The organism is Bacillus sp. Xin1 (genome assembly GCF_013314535.1).
Taxonomy (GTDB): Bacteria; Bacillota; Bacilli; order Bacillales; family Bacillaceae_G; genus Bacillus_A.
Genome location: NZ_JABUAE010000018.1, coordinates 55,382 through 74,100 on the forward strand (window position 1 = coordinate 55,382; position 18,719 = coordinate 74,100).

Annotated in this window: 10 protein-coding genes; 6 read left to right on the top strand and 4 right to left on the bottom strand. The window is 35.3% G+C overall.

The window, feature by feature from the left end; translation table 11 throughout:
* Nucleotides 1-9: 9 nt before the first annotated feature.
* On the bottom strand, nt 10-2,373 hold the full coding sequence (gene secA2, locus HRG09_RS16460; protein ID WP_174101987.1) for an accessory Sec system translocase SecA2: 2,364 nt from the start codon (nt 2,371-2,373) through the stop codon (nt 10-12).
* 657 nt (nt 2,374-3,030) lie between these two features.
* Here secA2 and HRG09_RS16465 point away from each other — a divergent pair.
* From HRG09_RS16465 to HRG09_RS16480, 4 genes are all read left to right on the top strand, one after another.
* Nucleotides 3,031-4,551, top strand: a complete 1,521-nt coding sequence (locus HRG09_RS16465) for a putative polysaccharide biosynthesis protein (protein WP_174101988.1) — start codon at nt 3,031-3,033, stop codon at nt 4,549-4,551.
* Between the two features lie 196 nt (nt 4,552-4,747).
* Nucleotides 4,748-5,854, top strand: coding sequence for a polysaccharide pyruvyl transferase CsaB (csaB, locus tag HRG09_RS16470; RefSeq protein ID WP_174101989.1), 1,107 nt, complete (start codon nt 4,748-4,750; stop codon nt 5,852-5,854).
* Between the two features lie 162 nt (nt 5,855-6,016).
* Nucleotides 6,017-7,867, top strand: coding sequence for an S-layer homology domain-containing protein (locus HRG09_RS16475; protein WP_375335765.1), 1,851 nt, complete (start codon nt 6,017-6,019; stop codon nt 7,865-7,867).
* Between the two features lie 538 nt (nt 7,868-8,405).
* Nucleotides 8,406-10,991 (top strand): S-layer homology domain-containing protein, encoded by a 2,586-nt coding sequence (locus HRG09_RS16480; RefSeq protein ID WP_174101990.1) that lies wholly within the window; start codon nt 8,406-8,408, stop codon nt 10,989-10,991.
* Between the two features lie 456 nt (nt 10,992-11,447).
* Here the strand turns inward: HRG09_RS16480 and patB1 are convergent, their stop codons facing one another.
* Entirely contained in the window at nt 11,448-12,638 is a 1,191-nt protein-coding gene (gene patB1, locus HRG09_RS16485) for a secondary cell wall polysaccharide O-acetyltransferase PatB1 (RefSeq protein ID WP_174101991.1), read from the bottom strand.
* A 23-nt stretch (nt 12,639-12,661) separates the two neighbouring features.
* Nucleotides 12,662-14,077 carry an MBOAT family O-acyltransferase gene (locus tag HRG09_RS16490; protein WP_174101992.1) on the bottom strand — a complete coding sequence of 472 codons (1,416 nt, stop codon included), beginning with the start codon at nt 14,075-14,077 and terminating at the stop codon, nt 12,662-12,664.
* A 622-nt stretch (nt 14,078-14,699) separates the two neighbouring features.
* Between HRG09_RS16490 and HRG09_RS16495 the strand changes: the two genes are divergently transcribed.
* Nucleotides 14,700-16,157, top strand: coding sequence for an MBOAT family O-acyltransferase (locus HRG09_RS16495; RefSeq protein WP_174101993.1), 1,458 nt, complete (start codon nt 14,700-14,702; stop codon nt 16,155-16,157).
* Nucleotides 16,158-16,166: 9 nt separating this feature from the next.
* Entirely contained in the window at nt 16,167-17,201 is a 1,035-nt protein-coding gene (locus tag HRG09_RS16500) for a hypothetical protein (protein WP_174101994.1), read from the top strand.
* Between the two features lie 33 nt (nt 17,202-17,234).
* Here the strand turns inward: HRG09_RS16500 and HRG09_RS16505 are convergent, their stop codons facing one another.
* Nucleotides 17,235-18,635, bottom strand: a complete 1,401-nt coding sequence (locus tag HRG09_RS16505) for an O-antigen ligase family protein (protein WP_174101995.1) — start codon at nt 18,633-18,635, stop codon at nt 17,235-17,237.
* Nucleotides 18,636-18,719 lie beyond the last annotated feature (84 nt).

The following is an 18,719-nucleotide window of genomic DNA, read 5'->3' on the forward strand; positions in this document are numbered from 1 at the left end:
TTCACCTCATTATACGTTTTGTGGAACGGTTAAATGCCGGGCAACATATAGGCACATTTCTTTTTCAAAATTGCTGTATGTGTATAAGAAAATGTCGAGACCTTCCTTTTGATAAATACGTGTTGGATCTTCTTGTTGATATTGTCGTAATCCGATGCCTTCTTTTAAATTATGCATCGCATCTAAATGATTTACCCAGTTTTGATCGATGTAGTGTAATCCTACTTGGCGCAATGCTTGCTGCAGTTCTGTATGATCATTTAGTGCACGCACTTTATCCAGATAACTTGAAATCGAATCTTTTAATAGATTGTTTAATTCTTCGATCGAATTAACGGTGTTTTCTGATAATAGTGGTAGTTCTTCTGTTGGCATAATAGATTGTAATTCTTCTGTTAATGCAATGAAATTCCATTCTTCTGGAACCATACCTTCTAGCAGATGTTTTTTTCCGATCGAATCGATTGTATGCTCTATCATTGGAGTTGTAATTTCTATCATATTTGTTTCTTCATGTAAGAAATGATTGCGAAGTTTATAGATTACATTTCGCTGATCATTAATCACATCATCTAGTTTTAAATTGTATTCACGAATTGAAAAATGACTTCCCTCACAAAGCAGTTGCGTACGGTTTATAAAATCATGTACTTTCGGAGTAAGGATAAGTCCTTTATCATCTGTTTTTAATGATTTCTTTAATTTTTCCACATCTTCCTGAGCAAAGCGCTGAAGCATATCATCTTCTAATGAAAGGAAAAATTGTGAACTACCAGGGTCACCTTGTCTACCAGCCCGACCTTTTAATTGGTTATCAACGCGCCGGGATTCATGACGTTCTGTCCCGATAACATGTAGACCTCCAAGTTCTGGAACACCGTCTTCTAATAAAATATCGGTACCACGACCAGCCATATTTGTAGCGATTGTAATTTGGCCTTTCTGTCCAGCTTTCGCAATTAAATCGGCTTCTTGCTCTGCGCTTTTTGCATTTAGTAACTGATAGGATAAGTTTGCTTCATCTAAATAACGAGCTGCCAGTTCAGACTGCAAGATGGACATCGTTCCAATTAAAATTGGTTGTCCTTTTGTATGTCGCTTTATAACTTCTTCACGTACTGCTGTATATTTATGATCAGTAGTCATATAGACTAGGTCTTTTAAATCTTCACGGATGACAGGGCGGTTCGTTGGAATCGGTATAACATCCATTCCGTATACACGATTAAACTCTTTTTCTTCCGTTTTTGCTGTGCCTGTCATTCCAGATAGGGCAGGGTACATACGGAAGAAATTTTGGATTGTAATGGATGCATATGTTTGGTTTTCTTCGGTGATTTCCAAACCTTCTTTCGCTTCAATTGCTTGGTGTAAACCATCACTTAATGAACGGCCATCCATCACGCGGCCTGTAAAAATATCAACGAGCATAATTTTGTTATCATGTACGATATAGTCAACATCACGTTGGAACGTAACATGTGCACGTAATGATTGAATCATATAGTGATATAAAGTTTGATGCTCAATGTCATATAAGTTATCAATATCAAATAAATCTTCAATTTTTGTAATACCTTCATCTGTAAAGCTAGATGATTTCGTCTCTGCATCGTACGTATAGTGAACAGTGTCTTGAAACGACTTAATTACTTTCGCACATAAATAATGTAATCCAGAACTGCTGGATTTTTTGCCGGCGATAATTAGAGGTGTTTTTGCTTCATCAATTAAGACACTATCAATTTCATCAATAATTGCGAAATGATAAGGGCGCTGTACTTGTGAGGATGATGAAGCTTCCATATTATCTCTTAGATAATCAAAGCCAAATTCTGTTCCGATGCCGTATGTAATATCAGCCTCATAGGAACGTTTCTTTTGGATAGGCTCAATATCTGGAATATTTAATCCGACTTGTAAGCCGAGAAATTCATGGACTTGGCCGATTAGTTCTTTATCACGTTTTGCTAAGTAGTCATTCACTGTAATAACGTGCACACCTTTTCCTTCTAGAGCACGTACATAAGATGGCAAGGAAGAGACAAGTGTTTTACCTTCTCCCGTAGGCATTTCTGCAATATTTCCCTCTAATAATACAAGTCCACCAATAAGTTGTACGTCATAATGGCGTAATCCGAGCACACGCTTCGCTGCTTCACGAACGATGGCAAATGCTTCTACTTTTATATCATCAATTGTTTTCCCATTTTGAAGCATCTCTTTGAAACTAGTAGTTTTTTGGCGTAATGCCTCGTCAGATAGTGCTTCTATTTGCGGTTCAAGTGCATTAATTTCATCAACAAGTAGTTCATATTTTTTTAGCTTACGTTTTTGTGAATCCCCTAATATTTTTTTGAACGAATTCAGCATGCTATTACACCCCTCTTACTGACAATAGCTTCATTATAGCACATGTTCCTAAGGAATAAGTAGAAGTAGTAAATAGAAGAAAAATATGGTAATTAACATCATTAAATGTAAATATTGCACTTTTAAATTGATTTTTTATTTTTGATGTATAAAAAAGAAAGAGAGTATTCAATATATAATAAATTTGTTATGATAATTTAATGAGATAATGAAAAAATGGCATAAAACATTTCTTTTTGGGTTGGAGAGAGGATCCAGCCATGGATAGAAGCGGTCAGAGCATTTTTTAGTTCCATGCCGTGTGAAACCAGAAGGAGAGAACGAGTGGAGATCTGTTTTTGTTTTTATAGCCGCGATTTATATGTTGGAAAGTCGAGATGGATATATAGTGAAACCGGCATACCCTCTTTTTTAGGTTAGAGAGAGGATCTAGAGCTATGGTCAGGGTCTTTGTTAGCCCCATGTCATATTAAAATAAAGAGATAAAACGAATGGAAATCCGCTTTTGTTTCTATGGCGGTGATGTATATGCCTGCAAATCAAGATGGATAGATAGTTTTTGTGAATATATACGAAGAAGGAATAAAATATATTTCAGATTCCAATATGGTTCTACATGAATTTAGAATATACGTATAGAAAGAAAAGAGAAGAAATATGAATAAAAAATTTGTAAAAGGGGCAGCCATTTTAACGATTACAACCTTTCTATCGAAACTGTTAGGAAGCTTCTTTCAAATTCCTTTGCAAAATATCGCAGGAGATGAGGTGCTTGGTATTTTCAGGCTCGTTTTTCCTGTGTATATGATAGCCCTAACTTTATCAGTAGCAGGAGTGCCTCTTGCAATATCAAAGTTAATCGCAGAACGTAATGAACAAAATGATCGAGAAGGAATCGCTAAATTATTTAAGTCTGCTTCTATTATAGGTGTTATATTTGGAGCGTTAGGCTGTGTGATTATTTTACTATGCTCAAGTTCAATCGCAGAGATGCTGGGGGGACAAGAGACAAGATTAGCATTAGTTATTACATCATTTGCACTTCTAATTGCTCCGTATATGGCAGTATATCGTGGGTATTTTCAAGGGTTTGGTGACATGGTTCCAACTGGAGTTTCACAAGTAATTGAACAATTTGTTCGCGTATTCTTTATGCTGACAATTGCCTATCTATTTGTGACTTGGAATAAAAGTAGCAGTGTTATAACTGGTGGAGCGATGGTGGGTTCTTTTCTAGGAGTTATTAGTTCGCTCATTTATTTAAGAGTGAAATATATAAAAAGCTCGTATTATTATAAGAAAATAACGTATTCACTTCAAGATTTAAAAAGAGATGGAAAAAAGATACTCAGTGTATCGATTCCAATTGCTATTGGAGCATTATCAATGCCGCTGTTAAATTTGATTGATTCTGTAACGATTCCACATGCGCTTGATGGAACTGCAAGTACGATTCAAACGCAGTACGGTATTTATAGTCGCGGCTTTGCATTTACACAATTAATTGTTGTATTTTCTAGTGCGATTGTATTTCCACTAATCCCGTTATTAACATCTGCTTTAACAAAGAAAGATATGAAATTAGCGAAAGAGGCGGTGCAGCAAACAAATAAACTTGCGCACGTTATAACAACGCCAATGACAGTATGGCTTATTGCATTAACAGTACCACTCAATATTGGTTTGTTTACAGATGCAAAAGGAAGCGGCATGTTAGCTGTTATAATTGGAAGTTCGTATTTCACCTCTTTTATGGTACTATCAATAGGCATTTTACAAGGCATCAATCGTTCTATGCAGGCTGCATGGATTGTCATTGGGGCAAGCGTTGTGAAGGGATTGTTAAACCTTGTACTCGTTGGAAAGTTTGGAATAGATGGGGCGGCATACAGCACGCTTATCATATATATAATGATTTGCACTATAAATTACGCCTATATTAGAAAGTATCTTACTTATTCGATAAAAATTGGGGGATTTTTATCCGTAATCATTATATCTTGTATATTTGGAATAGGATTGTATGAATTAGCTACTATAATAAATGTAACAACTTCGCGTTTTATCGCATTGCTGTATAGTTTCATTGCATTAAGTGTTGTATCACTTTTATATATGATTTGTGCGCTGAAATTAAACTGGATATCAAGAGAGCGAATTCCATTTTTGCGTAAATAAAGTGAAAGTAAGGAATATGCAATGGAAATAGTAATGTAAGTGATAGCGTAGCAGTAAATTGGAACGGATTTATTATAGAGAAGTATTTCAATTCTTTTATGTTATAGAGAGAAAAGTTGTAAGTTACCCAATCTCTTGTAATGAGAGATTGTTGGCAATTTGTAAGTTGATTGCGAAATGTTGGAGGAGATTAAGCGTGCGGTTAGTTTTATCAGGATATTATGGTTTTTATAATGTTGGGGACGAAGCAATTTTGCAATCAATTATTAAAGCATTGCATGATGAGGAGCCTAACCTTGAACTTGTTGTACTTTCAAATGACCCTGACTATACAAAGAAAATGTACGGTGTCGAAGCAGTAAACCGCTGGGATATAAGAGCGATTTATAAAGAGATAAAAAAGAGTGATGGGTTGATCAGTGGGGGCGGAAGTCTTCTTCAAGATAAGACTAGTATTAAAAGTATTTTTTATTATACGGGTATAATGCGTCTGGCGCGCTTTCTGAAGAAACCATATTATATTTATGCACAAGGAATTGGTCCGATTACAAAGAGGCAGAACCGCCTATTAGTAAAATGGCATGTATCGAAAGCGCAATATATATCTGTACGTGACGAAGACTCTTTTTTATATTTAAAAGAAATCGGTATAAAGAAAGATGTTGAAGTTGTTCCAGATCCAGTACTAGCTTGTAATTGTGATGTGAAATCAAACTGGTTGCAAAAGCATTCTGTGCAAGGGAAAGTAATTGCAGTTAGCGTACGGTACTGGGATGCCAAGGAAGACTATATGAGAAAATTAGCTGAAACGTTGAAAAAGTTTAAGCAAGAAGGGTATGATATTTTATTTGTACCTATGCATGGACCATTTGATCAAAGTGCATCACGAGATATTATTAATTTGATGGGAACAGAGGCACATATGCTCCCATATAAAATGGACGTTCATGAAAAAATAGCGATTTTATCGGAGTGCTCTCTTCTAATTGGGATGAGGCTTCATGCTCTTATTTTATCTGCAGTAGCAAACACACCGATGATTGGTATTTCATATGATCCAAAGATAGACTCCTTCTTACAGCAAGTAAATCAACCGATTATCGGTAGTGTTGATGGAGATTGGAGCGAAGAAACCTTATATAACATGGCAGCAAAACAATTGCATCAAAAAGAAGCTGTGAAGTTTGCATTAGAGCAACGAGTAATCGAACTGCGTGTGCAAATTTCAAAAGCATCTAAACATATTATTCAGAATTTAAAAGAAAGAGAATGCCCGAAAAGAAAGGTGAAAGCCAACTCTTAGAGGGCATCCTCTTTTTTTATTCACAAATGAATGTCGTTTCGCAAACGTTATAGCAATATATAGCGTTTCGATTTTCGTTTATTTTGAGAATGTAGTTAGTATATAATTTATAAGTCAATAGATATATGAGTTTGATAGTTTATAAGAAAGAGGAGGATAACAGTGAAGCGAGTTTCAAAACATATGATTACTTTCGGATTGGTAGGATCGCTACTTAGCTATCCGATATCTAGTTATGCAGCAACAGATGATATAACGGGCCATTTCTTTGAGAGGGACATACGTGTTTTAATTGATAAAGGTGTGATGGCCGGATATGGAAATGATACATATTTACCAGATAAAAATGTGACGAGAGCAGAATTTGCGGCGTTTTTGGCAAGAGCATTACAACTTCCGAAAGCTGATTCACATTTCGATGACGTACCAGCAACATACATTTTATATGATGGAGTAAGCAAAGCGGCTGGTGCAAAAATTATTCATGGTCGCGGAGATAATACATTTGATCCAGATGCGAATGTAACTCGTGAAGAAATGGCAATTATGGTAAAAAATGCATTAGTCTACAAAAATATTAAAGTGCCATTAGCACCGTTAACATTTGTAGATAAAGAACAAATTATGTATCCAGAATTTGTTCAATTTGTCGTAGGTGCAGGAATCATTGCAGGATATGAGGATCACACATTCCGCCCAAGTCTTCCTGCGACAAGAGGAACAGCGGCGGCATTTATTAACCGCATGATGCAAGTGATTGAAAATGGGAAAGTGACAGATACAAATGAAGCATTCATACTTACAAATGTAAATCAAAATGGTGAAGAGCGTGAAGCTGGGCGTTATCAATCTTATGCTGAAGCAGTAAAGCAGGCACAAAATACAGGTGTAACGGCTGTAAAGCATAAAGGCGAGTTTGTCTGGATCAAAGATGGATTTGCAGTAGCGAAGAAGATAGAGGGAAATACGATTAGTTTATATAATAGCAGTAAAGCTTATGTGAATTATTTCCAGTACGGTACTGAATTTAAAGTATTGCAAGTTGAGGGGGATTGGATAAAAGTACAAACCTCTGATTATAATGGCTATTATGTAAAGAAAAATGAAGTTACATTATATCCTACTGGAACGATGAAGCCATCTTATTATTATGTGAAATCAGATGGTTACTTATATCATAAATATTATTCCTACTATTCTGCTACCCCTAGTTACATAGATTATAGATACGGAAAAGCACCATCATTTATGAAGCCTGGCGAGCAAATGTATAGTGTAGACGGTAAGACTTTTGGGAATGAAACATTCTACCAATATTTCAATTATCTATCGTTAAGAAGTAAAACGAGCTATACAGCAGAAGAACTTGATCAATATGTAAAATCAATAAAACCCGATTCTTCATTGATTGGTTTAGGAGCGAAATTTAAAGAAGTTGAAAGTAAATATCATGTAAATGCTCTATTCTTATATGCTTTAGCAATACATGAGAGTAATTATGGAACAAGTGAATTAGCGAGGGAAAAGAATAATTTATTCGGATTACGAGCAACAGATGATAATCCGTTTGGTAACGGGTTACAGTTTAATAGTAAAGAAGATTGTATCGAATATGTAGCGAAAGTGTATATGAATGAAGGATATTTAAATCCGTCGCACTGGCGTTATGATGCGGCATATACAGGGAATAAAGCATTTGGCATTAACTCGAAGTATGCCTCCGATCAATATTGGGGAGCGAAAGTAGCTGGGCATATGTCCCGTTTTGATTCTTCTTTAGGTAAGAAAGATTATAATAAATATAAACTTGCACGCATCGTAAAAAATGCAGAAGTAAAACGACTGCCAAGTACTGATGGTAGCAAACTTTATCAAGTTCGCCAAGGTGCAGTTATAACGGTTATTGGTGAAGAAATTAGAAATGGACAAGCATGGATAAAAGTCATTTCAGATGACCCTTCCGTAGCAGATGCGTATATTGCCAAAGAAAATGTTGAATATGTAAACCACTAAAAACAGGTAGTTGTAACTACCTGTTTTTCATTTTGGTTACAATGTAAATTTTGTGTAAACTTAAAATATTTTTCGGTGTAAACCGTAAAAAATGGAAAATTATGTCGAAAGCAAAGAAAGAATGTCAAAACTAGTCTGAAAATTACATGTATTGTAGAAAATCAGTTGGAATTCATAAAGGTTTTTTATGCTATAATTTCCATTGTGAAGATAAAATGTTAATATATCCCTAAATTAAAGTAAAAAAATGTTAAAAAAACGTATTCAATTAACAGAATCATAAGAATCTGTCGAATTTTCTTTTGATAAAACGCTTGTAACAAAACAAATGAATGTAGTATTATGAACATGTTTCAACAATATGGTAAAAAATACTTTTATTACTATAATAGTTATTTTGTTCCATATTAAACTTGTTCATTAATATGAGCATTCCTATTTGTTTTCTTGGGTTTACGGCTTGATAGTTTGTGAGTAACTAGTTTTCAAACTACATATTATGAAACTAGTGTATATTCCTAAAGGGGGAAATAACAGGATGGCAAAGAATAATTCTTACAAAAAATTAATCGCAGGTACAATGACAGCAGCAATGGTAGCAGGAGTTGTATCTCCGGTTGCAGCAGCAGGCAAATCGTTCCCAGACGTACCATCAAATCACTGGGCTGCTGAATCTATTGATTATTTAGTAGGTAAAGGCGCTATTACTGGTTTACCAGATGGTACATTTGGTCCTACTCAAACAATTGATCGTGCATCTGCAGCAACAGTTTTCGCGTTACTTTTAGATTTACCAGTTGACGAAAATGCCCAACCATCTTTCAAAGATTCTAAAAATCATTGGGCTTCAAAATATATTGCAGCTGTAGAAAAAGCTGGCATTATTAAAGGTGACGGTAAAGAAAACTTCTACCCAGGAGGAAAAATTGACCGTGCTTCTTTCGCATCAATGCTTGTAAATGCTTATAGCTTAAAAGAGAAAGTAAACGGCCCATTAGTTACAACTTTTGATGACATTAGAGGACATTGGGGAGAAGAAAAAGCTAATATCTTAATCAACCTAGGTATCTCTAAAGGTACTCCTAATGGTTGGGAGCCAAATAAATCTGTAACTCGTGCAGAAGCTGCTCAATTCCTTGCACTAACTGATAGCAAATATGCAAAACCAGATAACAGCAAGGCAAACGTACAAAGCGTGACTGTTTCTGAACCTACAAAATTAACATTAACAGGTACTGGTTTAAATAACCTTTCAGCTAGCGATGTAACTCTTGAAGGAGACAAAGCGACTGGAATTGAAGCAACTACAGACGGTACATCTGCAGTTGTAACACTTGGCGGTAAAGTAGCTCCAAACAAAGATCTTACTGTAAAAGTAAAAGATCAATCATTTAAAGTGAAATTCGTATACGAAGTTAAGAAATTAGCTGTAGAAGAACTTACATTTGATGACGATCGCGCTAATCAAGCAGTTGTCTTCAAATTAAATGACGAAAAAGGTAACGCTGATGTTGAGTACTTAAACTTAGCTGGTCATGACGTTAAATTTGTTGCAAACAAATTAGACGGTACACCAGCATACATCTTTGAAGGTGGAAACGCTACTTCAACTACTGGTAAACTTGGTGTGAATATTCCACACGGTAGTTACAAAGTAGAAGTACAAGTTACGAAAAAAGGCGGCTTAACAGTTTCTAACACTGGCATCGTGAAAGTGAAAAACCTTGATGCACAAGCTACTGCAATTAAAAATGTTGTATTTGCAGTAGATGCTGATAAAAATGGTGTCGTCTACGGTAATGGACTTACAGGAAAAGACTTCGCACTAAACAGCAAAACATTAGTTGCTGGTGAGAAAGCATCGCTTCAAAGCGTTGTTGCGACAATTGCTGGTGAAGACAAAGTTGTTGACCCACTTTCAGTTGAAGTAAAATCTTCAAATCCTGGAATTATCTCTGTTGTAAACAACTACATTACAGCTGAAGCAGCTGGTAAAGCAACAATTACAGTTAAAGTGGGCGATGTAACAAAAACATTCGACTTCACTGTAACAACGGATTCTCGTAAACTTGCAAGCGTAAAAGCAAATCCAGATAAATTACAAGTTGTTCAAGATAAAGCATTACCTGTAACATTTGTAACAACTGACCAATACGGCGATCCATTTGGTGCAAACTCTAGTGTAATTAAAGAAATTCTTCCAAAAACAGATGTTGTTAGCCAATTAGACGTTGTAACAACTGATGAAGGTTCAGTTGGTAAGAAAACTGTATCTATTACAGGTAACAAAGTTGGCGAAGGCACAATTCACTTCCAAAATGCGAATGGTGACACATTAGGATCACTATACGTAAATGTTAAAGAAGGTAACGTTGGCTTCAAAAACTTAGAACTTGTTTCAAACTATGGTAACTACGGTGCATCACCAAACACTACAGTTGACCTAAATGTTTCAAATACAGTTGCATACCAATTATCTAAATACACTTCAGAGCGCGTATACTCTGATGCAGAAGATTTAACTGGTTATGAAGTAGAATCTAAAAATGAAGATGTAGCAACAGTTGCATTTAGCCAAGATAAAAAATCATTTATCGTAACAGCTAAAAAACCAGGTAAAGTGGATGTACACTTAACTAAGGATGGTGCAACAGCTGGAAAAGCAACAATCGAAGTTGTTCAAGAAACAATTGCTATCGATTCTGTTAACTTCAAGCCTGTAGAAGTAGAAAACTTCGTGAATAAGAAAATTAACATCAACACTGTATTAGATTTAACAGCAAGTGATGCTGATGATATTGTTAATGGCATCAACTTAACGAAAGAATCACAACATAAAGTACGCGTTGTGAAAGCTGGAGCAGAACAAGGTAAAGTTTACCTTGATAGAAACGCAAACGCTGGATTCGATCAAGGTGATGTATCACTTGGTTATGTAACTGCTTCTGCAACAAGCGATTCTAAGTTTAATAACTTCAGCAGTGATATCTATAATACTTTAACGACTCAATACACTGATAAAGGTACAATTGTCTTCAAAGTATTAAAAGATAAAAACCAACCAACAACTGAGTACGGTTCAAAAGCTGTAACAGTTAACGTTCTTAACAACAAAAATCTATAAGTCGATTATAGGTTTATAACAAGAAGCCTCGTGTAAATTATTTACACGGGGCTTCTTTCTGATTATATAAAGACAAATTGAAAAATCGACATAAAACCTTTCTCTTTAAGTGGGAAAGAGCATCCGGCCATGCATAGAAGCGGTCAGGTCCTTTTCCTGTCCCATGCCATGTTAAAACAAAGTGAGCAAACGAGTGGAGATTCGCTTTTGTTTCCATAGCCGCGATTTATATGTTGGAAAATCAAAATGGATTTATCCCGCATTAACGGGCAGTAAGACCCCCACCTCAAGATTCAGAGAGAAACGAGGAAGATAGGTGGGGGATCAACTGCTCGTAAAAGCCCGATTGGTGAGGGCTAATAATCAGTGGGGAATGAAGAAAACCCCCACTGATTAAAGTTTCACTTTATATAAAAAGAAACCCTTTCGTATTTTTTGAAAGGGTTTCTTGCATTCTTACTTTTTAAATTTATACATTTCGCCATGTAAAATAGAATCACTATACACAAACAATACCATGTTGATGTGATTGTCTTTAATATATTGGTATATATCTTTTTCATGATAGTGACGCAAGTCAAGGATTGATGTTCGTTTGAAATTTTGAGCAAGGTGCGGTGCAATCGCATTTGCAAATGAATCTTTTAAAATGAGTGCGTGAACATCATTAGGTGCTTTATTATTTTCAAAAACAATTTCTTGATAATCGCTTGCGTAATATCCTGCATACGACGTCGTGTCTTTTTGCTTATCTACACCGTATATTTCATCTAACGAATGGTAGACTGCACCGGTTGGGTCTTTAGCAGTTACGCTTGTAAAATGAAATCCGTCTTTCGGTGTGTAATGACAAAGTTTTTCTCCAGTTGCGTCAATGAGTTGATACAATTGATTGTTAAAGCTGCCAATGAGATGTTTGTTTTTTGCACATGTTCGTGTATAATCTTCCGCTTTTACTTCTTTTCCTTTATATATAGAAGATTCTTGGTTAATTGTATTCATAATATATTGATAACCTTGAAAGGCACCGTCCATATTCCAGTGATGGTCGGTTTTAAAGTACATATTTTGTATTTCTTTTTGCGTATAGTTTTGCTCGAAATATTCCATCATTTTAATTGGTGTTACGCTTGCTGGTAGTTTTTTGAGAAAGTAATCTAAATTTTCCTTCGCATATGTTTGAATATGAGAAGGTAACTTAAATGATAATGCATTTGTTTTTGATGGTGGTAAAGCAAAGTAAAACTCAATGTTTTGTTCTTTTAGAAATCGCGACAGTTCTTCTACCGCAGGCATAGATTGATCAATTTCAGTATATTTTGGTGACCATGCTGGGTTTTTTAATAACCATTGATCATTGGTTAAGATAATATCGTTAATGAGCGACTTGTTCATAGAAATTTGAGCAAGTGTATAGTCTTTAATGAGCTCATCTCTTCCGATTAATTGATCGTTTGTATATGTTTCGAAATCTTTGAAAAAGCTTCCTGATTTAACGGCTTGCATTGTTAAATCAGGTTTTTGAGCAAGAGGACGATTTTCAACAGCTGAAACCGTCCGATCTGTTTTTAGGTAAGAAAGTATACCAAACGAAAAGATAATGGAGAGAAAACCGATGCATAGAAGTATATTTCCTATTTTTTTCATAATGCTTTTCCTTCCTTATCGGGTTAGAATCTGAAATAAATAAATGGATTATATGTTGCATTGACAAGGTACATAATTGAAATCATAAATAATGCCAGTAACAATAATGGACGTACAAATTGAATAGTAACGACATGTACTTTCTGTGAAAGTTCTATCACGTGTTTGATCCAATTTATAATTGGTGTTGCTGCTAAAAAGGCGATGATAAATATAGCGCCGTATTCGTGTATATAAAGCGTTGTATTTGCGTCTATGAGCGGTTGCTGCTGCAAACCGAACAGGGCTTTTAAGTAGTTAAAAGAGTACGCAAAGTTATCGGCACGGAAAAAGACCCAGCCAATCATAACGATGATGAGTACATACATATGTTGCAGTGGCCACCATAATTTACTTAATACTTTTTCTAAGCCTGCTTTTTCTAGTGAAATCAATAGTCCGTAGTACAACCCCCAGGCAATAAAGGTCCAGCTTGCTCCGTGCCATAAACCTGTGAGTCCCCAAACGATAAATAAATTTCGGTAGTTAGCTAGTTTTGAGACGCGATTTCCACCGAGCGGAATATAGACATAATCGCGAAACCATGATCCAAGTGTAATATGCCATCTTCTCCAAAATTCAGAAACCGATTTTGCGATGTATGGATAATGGAAGTTACGTGGAAAATCAAATCCAAATATTTTTCCTAAACCAATCGCCATGTCCGAGTAACCTGAGAAATCAAAGTAAATTTGAAGCGTATAGGCAATAATTCCAATCCAAGCTGTACCGACGCTAAGTTCAGAAGGAGGCATAGCGAAAATTTTGTCTGCCACAAATCCAACTTGGTTCGCAATTAATATTTTTTTAGCAAGTCCGATAATAAAAATTTGAATTCCTTCTGCAAAACGTTCAAAAGAATGAACACGCTTCTTAATTTGTTCCGCAACGATATTATAGCGGACGATTGGTCCAGCAATCAGCTGCGGGAAAATCGAAATATAGAGTGCTAAGTTCAGCGGATTCTTTTGTACGTCGCCATCTTTACGATAAATATCAATAACATAAGACATTGCTTGGAATGTATAGAATGAAATTCCGATTGGTAACGGAATCGGCTCTACATGAAGCGATAGGTGCAATGTTTGATTTAAAATATCAATGAAAAACGTAATGTATTTAAAATATGAAAGAAGCAATATATTGCCGATAACAGCCATAATTAAAAACGTAAATTTCATATTTTTACGTGTATCATAGTAATGTACAAGTAAGCCAAATACATAGTTTAATACGATGGAAAAGAGCATTAACAATACAAAACGTGGTTCTCCCCATGCATAGAAAATTAAACTAGATGTTAGTAGTACAAAGTTACGTAACTTTGTTGGTACGATAAAATAAAAAAATAATACAATAGGTAAAAAGATAAATAAAAAAACGGAACTACTAAATACCAAAAGACTCTCCTCACTTTTTGCGAAAATGTATCCCTATCTAAATAATTGTAATAATCCCCCAGTTGCTAGATGGTGTATTCGTCTTTCAAATTGTTTATACTCTCTCGTGACACAACATATCTATTATATAATCTTTTTCTGAATCGTGTATTTATGGATGAAAAAATTCAATAATAGGAACGCAAAATTTTTATCCCGCATTAACGGGCAGTAAGACCCCCACCTCAAGATTCAGAGAGAAACGAGGAAGATAGGTGGGGGATCAACTGCCCGTAAAAGCCCGATTGGTGAGGGCTAATAATCAGTGGGGGATGAAGAAAACCCCCACTGATTAAAGTTTCACTTTATTGGAAGGAAAGTATATACATATAAAATTTTTAGATGGGGGAGAGGATCCACTCATGCATAGAAGAGGTTAAGCCTTTTTTAGTCCCATGACCCGTAAATATTCTTGATAGTTTGGAAGGTTTAAAATCTTTATTTTTAGAAGCTGAAGGTAACTGGGAGAATAGAAAATCCGCATTGATAGAATATAATGGAAGGAATCGGAATACCTTTGACACCCACTATTTGGATACGATAAGATGATGAAGTGCGATCTGTTTAGAAGGGAAGAGATGGAGTGTTATTTAACTCATTTGAGTTTATTTTTTTATTTTTACCGATAGCATTTTTCGTATATTTTCTATTAAATAAACTAGGGTATGTAACAGGTGCAAAAGCATGGCTTGTTGCTGCTTCGTTGTTCTTTTATAGTTATTGGAATGTGAAATATTTACCTCTTATGTTAGTGTCTTTAGTTGTGAATTACTATATTGGTATACGGCTCGTCCGTCATAAGAGTAAATTCCTATTAACAATCGGATTAGTATTTAATATTGGAATGCTTAGTTATTTTAAGTATTACGACTTTTTTGTGCAAAATGTGAATGAGTTATTTGGAACACATTTTACGTTATTATCATTAATGTTACCGCTTGCAATTAGTTTTTATACGTTTCAAAAGATTGCCTTTTTAGTAGATACATATCGCGGGGAGACGGAAGCGTGTCATTTTCTTGATTATGCATTGTTTGTAACATTTTTCCCGCAGCTTATCGCAGGGCCAATTGTTCATCATGCTCAAATTATGCCGCAGTTTGCGGATAATAGTAACAAACGCTGGCAATCAAAGTATATTGTTCTTGGAATATTTGTCTTTGGAATGGGGATTTTCAAGAAAGTAGGAATTGCGGATGTTTTATCTCCACTTGTACATGAAGGATTTGATGTACAACCATCGTTAACATTTGTGGAGGCATGGATTTCATCTTTGGCATATACATTTCAGTTGTATTTTGACTTTTCCGGATACTCTGATATGGCAATTGGGATTGCTTTAATGTTTAATATTACATTACCACAAAACTTTAATTCGCCATATAAAGCAGTGAATATCCAAGAGTTTTGGCATCGTTGGCATATGACACTTAGTCAGTTTTTAACGAAATATGTGTATATTTCACTCGGTGGAAATCGAAAAGGGACGATTCGCGTATATGTAAATATCATGATTGTATTTTTAATAAGTGGACTTTGGCATGGGGCTGGTTGGACATTTATATTTTGGGGATTCTTGCACGGCGTTGCTTCAGTTATTCATCGCTTATGGCGTAAAGCGGGGGGACGTATGCCGGCATGGGCTGGTTGGCTCATCACGTTTCTATTTATTAATACGGCATGGGTATTTTTCCGTGCGACATCTTGGCATAATGCGATTAAAGTGTTAAAAGGAATGCTTGGATTGAACGGATTTGAATTTGCGAACAGTGTATTTCCAGCGGTTCTATTACAGAAACTACAATTTTTAATCCCATACGGTGTTTCATTTACTGAAAATTATCATATGGCATTATTAGATTCCAAAATGGTTGCTTACATTTTAGGAGCACTATGTATTAGTTTCTTCTTCAAAAACTCCATTCAATTAAAGGATACATTCCGTCCGAATGTATGGACGGCCTTATTTACAGCGGCATTACTCGTGTACAGTGTACTACATTTAACAAGTATTAGTGAGTTTTTATATTTTAATTTCTAGGTGGAGAATATGAAAAACAAACATTGGCTTATCATCGTTTTCGTATGTGTGTTTATTCCGCTTACAGGTGTAGGACTATTTAATAGTTATATAGATTCCCTTTGGATATTTCCTCATAAAAATAAGTGGAATGATGTTCAGTTTGGTTTTAATGAAAGACAGCAGAAAACAAATTATATATCGCATCGGCCTTTTCATTACGATGGTGTCATATTAGGGAGTAGTCGAACGACATTTATAAATGAAAATGATTTTGTTGGACTACACGCATTTAACTATGCAGTAAGTAGTATGGATCCTCGTGAATATGATGCGTATATTGAGTATGCAAAAGAAAAAAAGGGAGGTAGTTTGTCATCTATTGTGCTGGGCTTAGATTTTCTTGGGACAAACAAAAACCGTGAGATAGCTTTCGATAAACCGGAAGTGTATATTAATAATGCACGAAGCTGGTTATATCCGATAAAATCATATGTGAGCATGGATGAGATTACGTATTCCCGGAATACAATTGAGAGGTCTACTCATGGTGGTACAGATGTAGATCGTTATAATCGAGACAATATAAAGAAAATGCGTGAGTATACGAAAGAAGAAAGAGATGCGCAAGTTAAAGCGCAAGTTGATAAGTTTAGCAAGGAAATATACGGCGGGAATTATGAATATCAAAATATGAAAGAAATATTAGAGAATGTAAAGGCTCATAATCCGAATACAAAATTTTATATTTTTACAACACCAGTTTCAGAGCCATTGTTCCAAACGATGATAAAAGAAGGAAGATGGAATGATTACAAAAGGTGGCTTCATGATGCGGTAGATGTATTTGGAGAAGTACATCATTTCATGTATGTGAATTCTGTTACAACGAATTTGGACAACTATATGGATGGGCATCATTTTAGGCCGGAGATTGGAAAAATGATTGCACATAAAGTTGTAAAACAAGAAGATCATGCAATTCCGAAAGACTTTGGTATCGTTATAACGAAAGAGAATATAGATGATGTATTGCAAAATATTTATGCATCTGTTCAACATTAAAAAAGCAACATCCGGATTCCCGGATGTTGCTTTTTAGTCTGCTTTCAAATCAACAATGAGATAAGCTAATATGACAACAAAGAAAATACTAACAGCCGGTGCAGTTAATACATGTCCAGCCGTAAAGCCGATGCCGAGTGATAGCGCTAATGCGCTAGCAAGCAGCATATATTTTACAGTTAGAATTGATTTGAAATTTGTAATGACACGAATGAGTAATCGAATTCCAAAGTAGAGAAATGGTAACAAATACACCAGAAAACCAATTATTCCAAAGGAGAAGAATAAGTCATGGAAGTCCATTTCAACTAGTTTAATTTTATCTTTATCTTTATAGTTTCCTGCATAGCCCATACCGAGTAACTTTTGTGACATTGGAGCTTCTTTATAAGATTTTTTATATACTTTTAAAAATCTATCACGGTCACTATAAATTAAACTGTTCATTTCTCCAGCGGTTAGCTTTCCTTCCGCTTCTCTTTTTGCGTCTTCAGGATCTTCTTTAACGACTTTTCCTTGTTTTCTTGCTTCATCGTCTCTTACTGATTTCTTATACTCATACATCTGTAAGTGAATGCCCATATTTTTCGCAATAGGGGTAAGTGGTGTTACGACAATTAAACCCCCTAGTACAACGAGAGCAACGACTGTATTTACAAGTTTCGCGAAACCCTTCCCTTCTTTTTTACGATTCATCATATATTCAATAAAAGAGAACAGAAGCGCAACGCCTAGTGTAATCACAATTGCCCCGTAACCAACCTTCGTTCCAACCATAATGCTCGCGTACATCGCAAAAATTGTTGGAATCCAGTAGTATACTTTTGAAAACGACGTCGTTTTATGTATAGAGTAAAGTACAACCACCGGGAACGTAATTGCGAAAATGGAACTTAATTCATTTCCAGCAAAGAACCATCCTCTAGAACCGAGTTTTGAATGCGGATAGCTTTGGAAATCCGTATCAGATACAATCGAGACAAACATAACCATACTTAAAATTAATGTTGTATATAAGAAATATGTCATTAACTTATGGTAAGAGTATTGTAAATCTTTCAAAGCTTTGAATGCGAGTATATATCCGAATAATAAACAGATTGGGTATATACTTTTTGCGATAAATTTAATTTCTTCTCCTATATAAAAAGGAGACTTCACGAACATATTGTTTATGAAACTAGCTGCTATCGTTACGCCTAGTAAGAATATGTATATAACGTATTTCTTATTACCAGGTTGTTTCCAATTGAAAAGTAGATATGCTAGAGCGAGAGTCATAAAGGCAAATCTTACTACAATTCCGACTGTCGCACTCATGTGTAATGTGTAGATAGAAAAAGATGTTAATAAATCTAAAATTGGTTGCAACACAATGAATAGTAACAGGAAATGTGGGAAGTAGTTATTCGTCTGGTTCAACTTGTTAACCATGGTTTCCTCCATTTCTTCATTTTTACATGATAATGTTCATACATCAAAATAAGAATACACCATTTTATTATAACGGTAAATAGA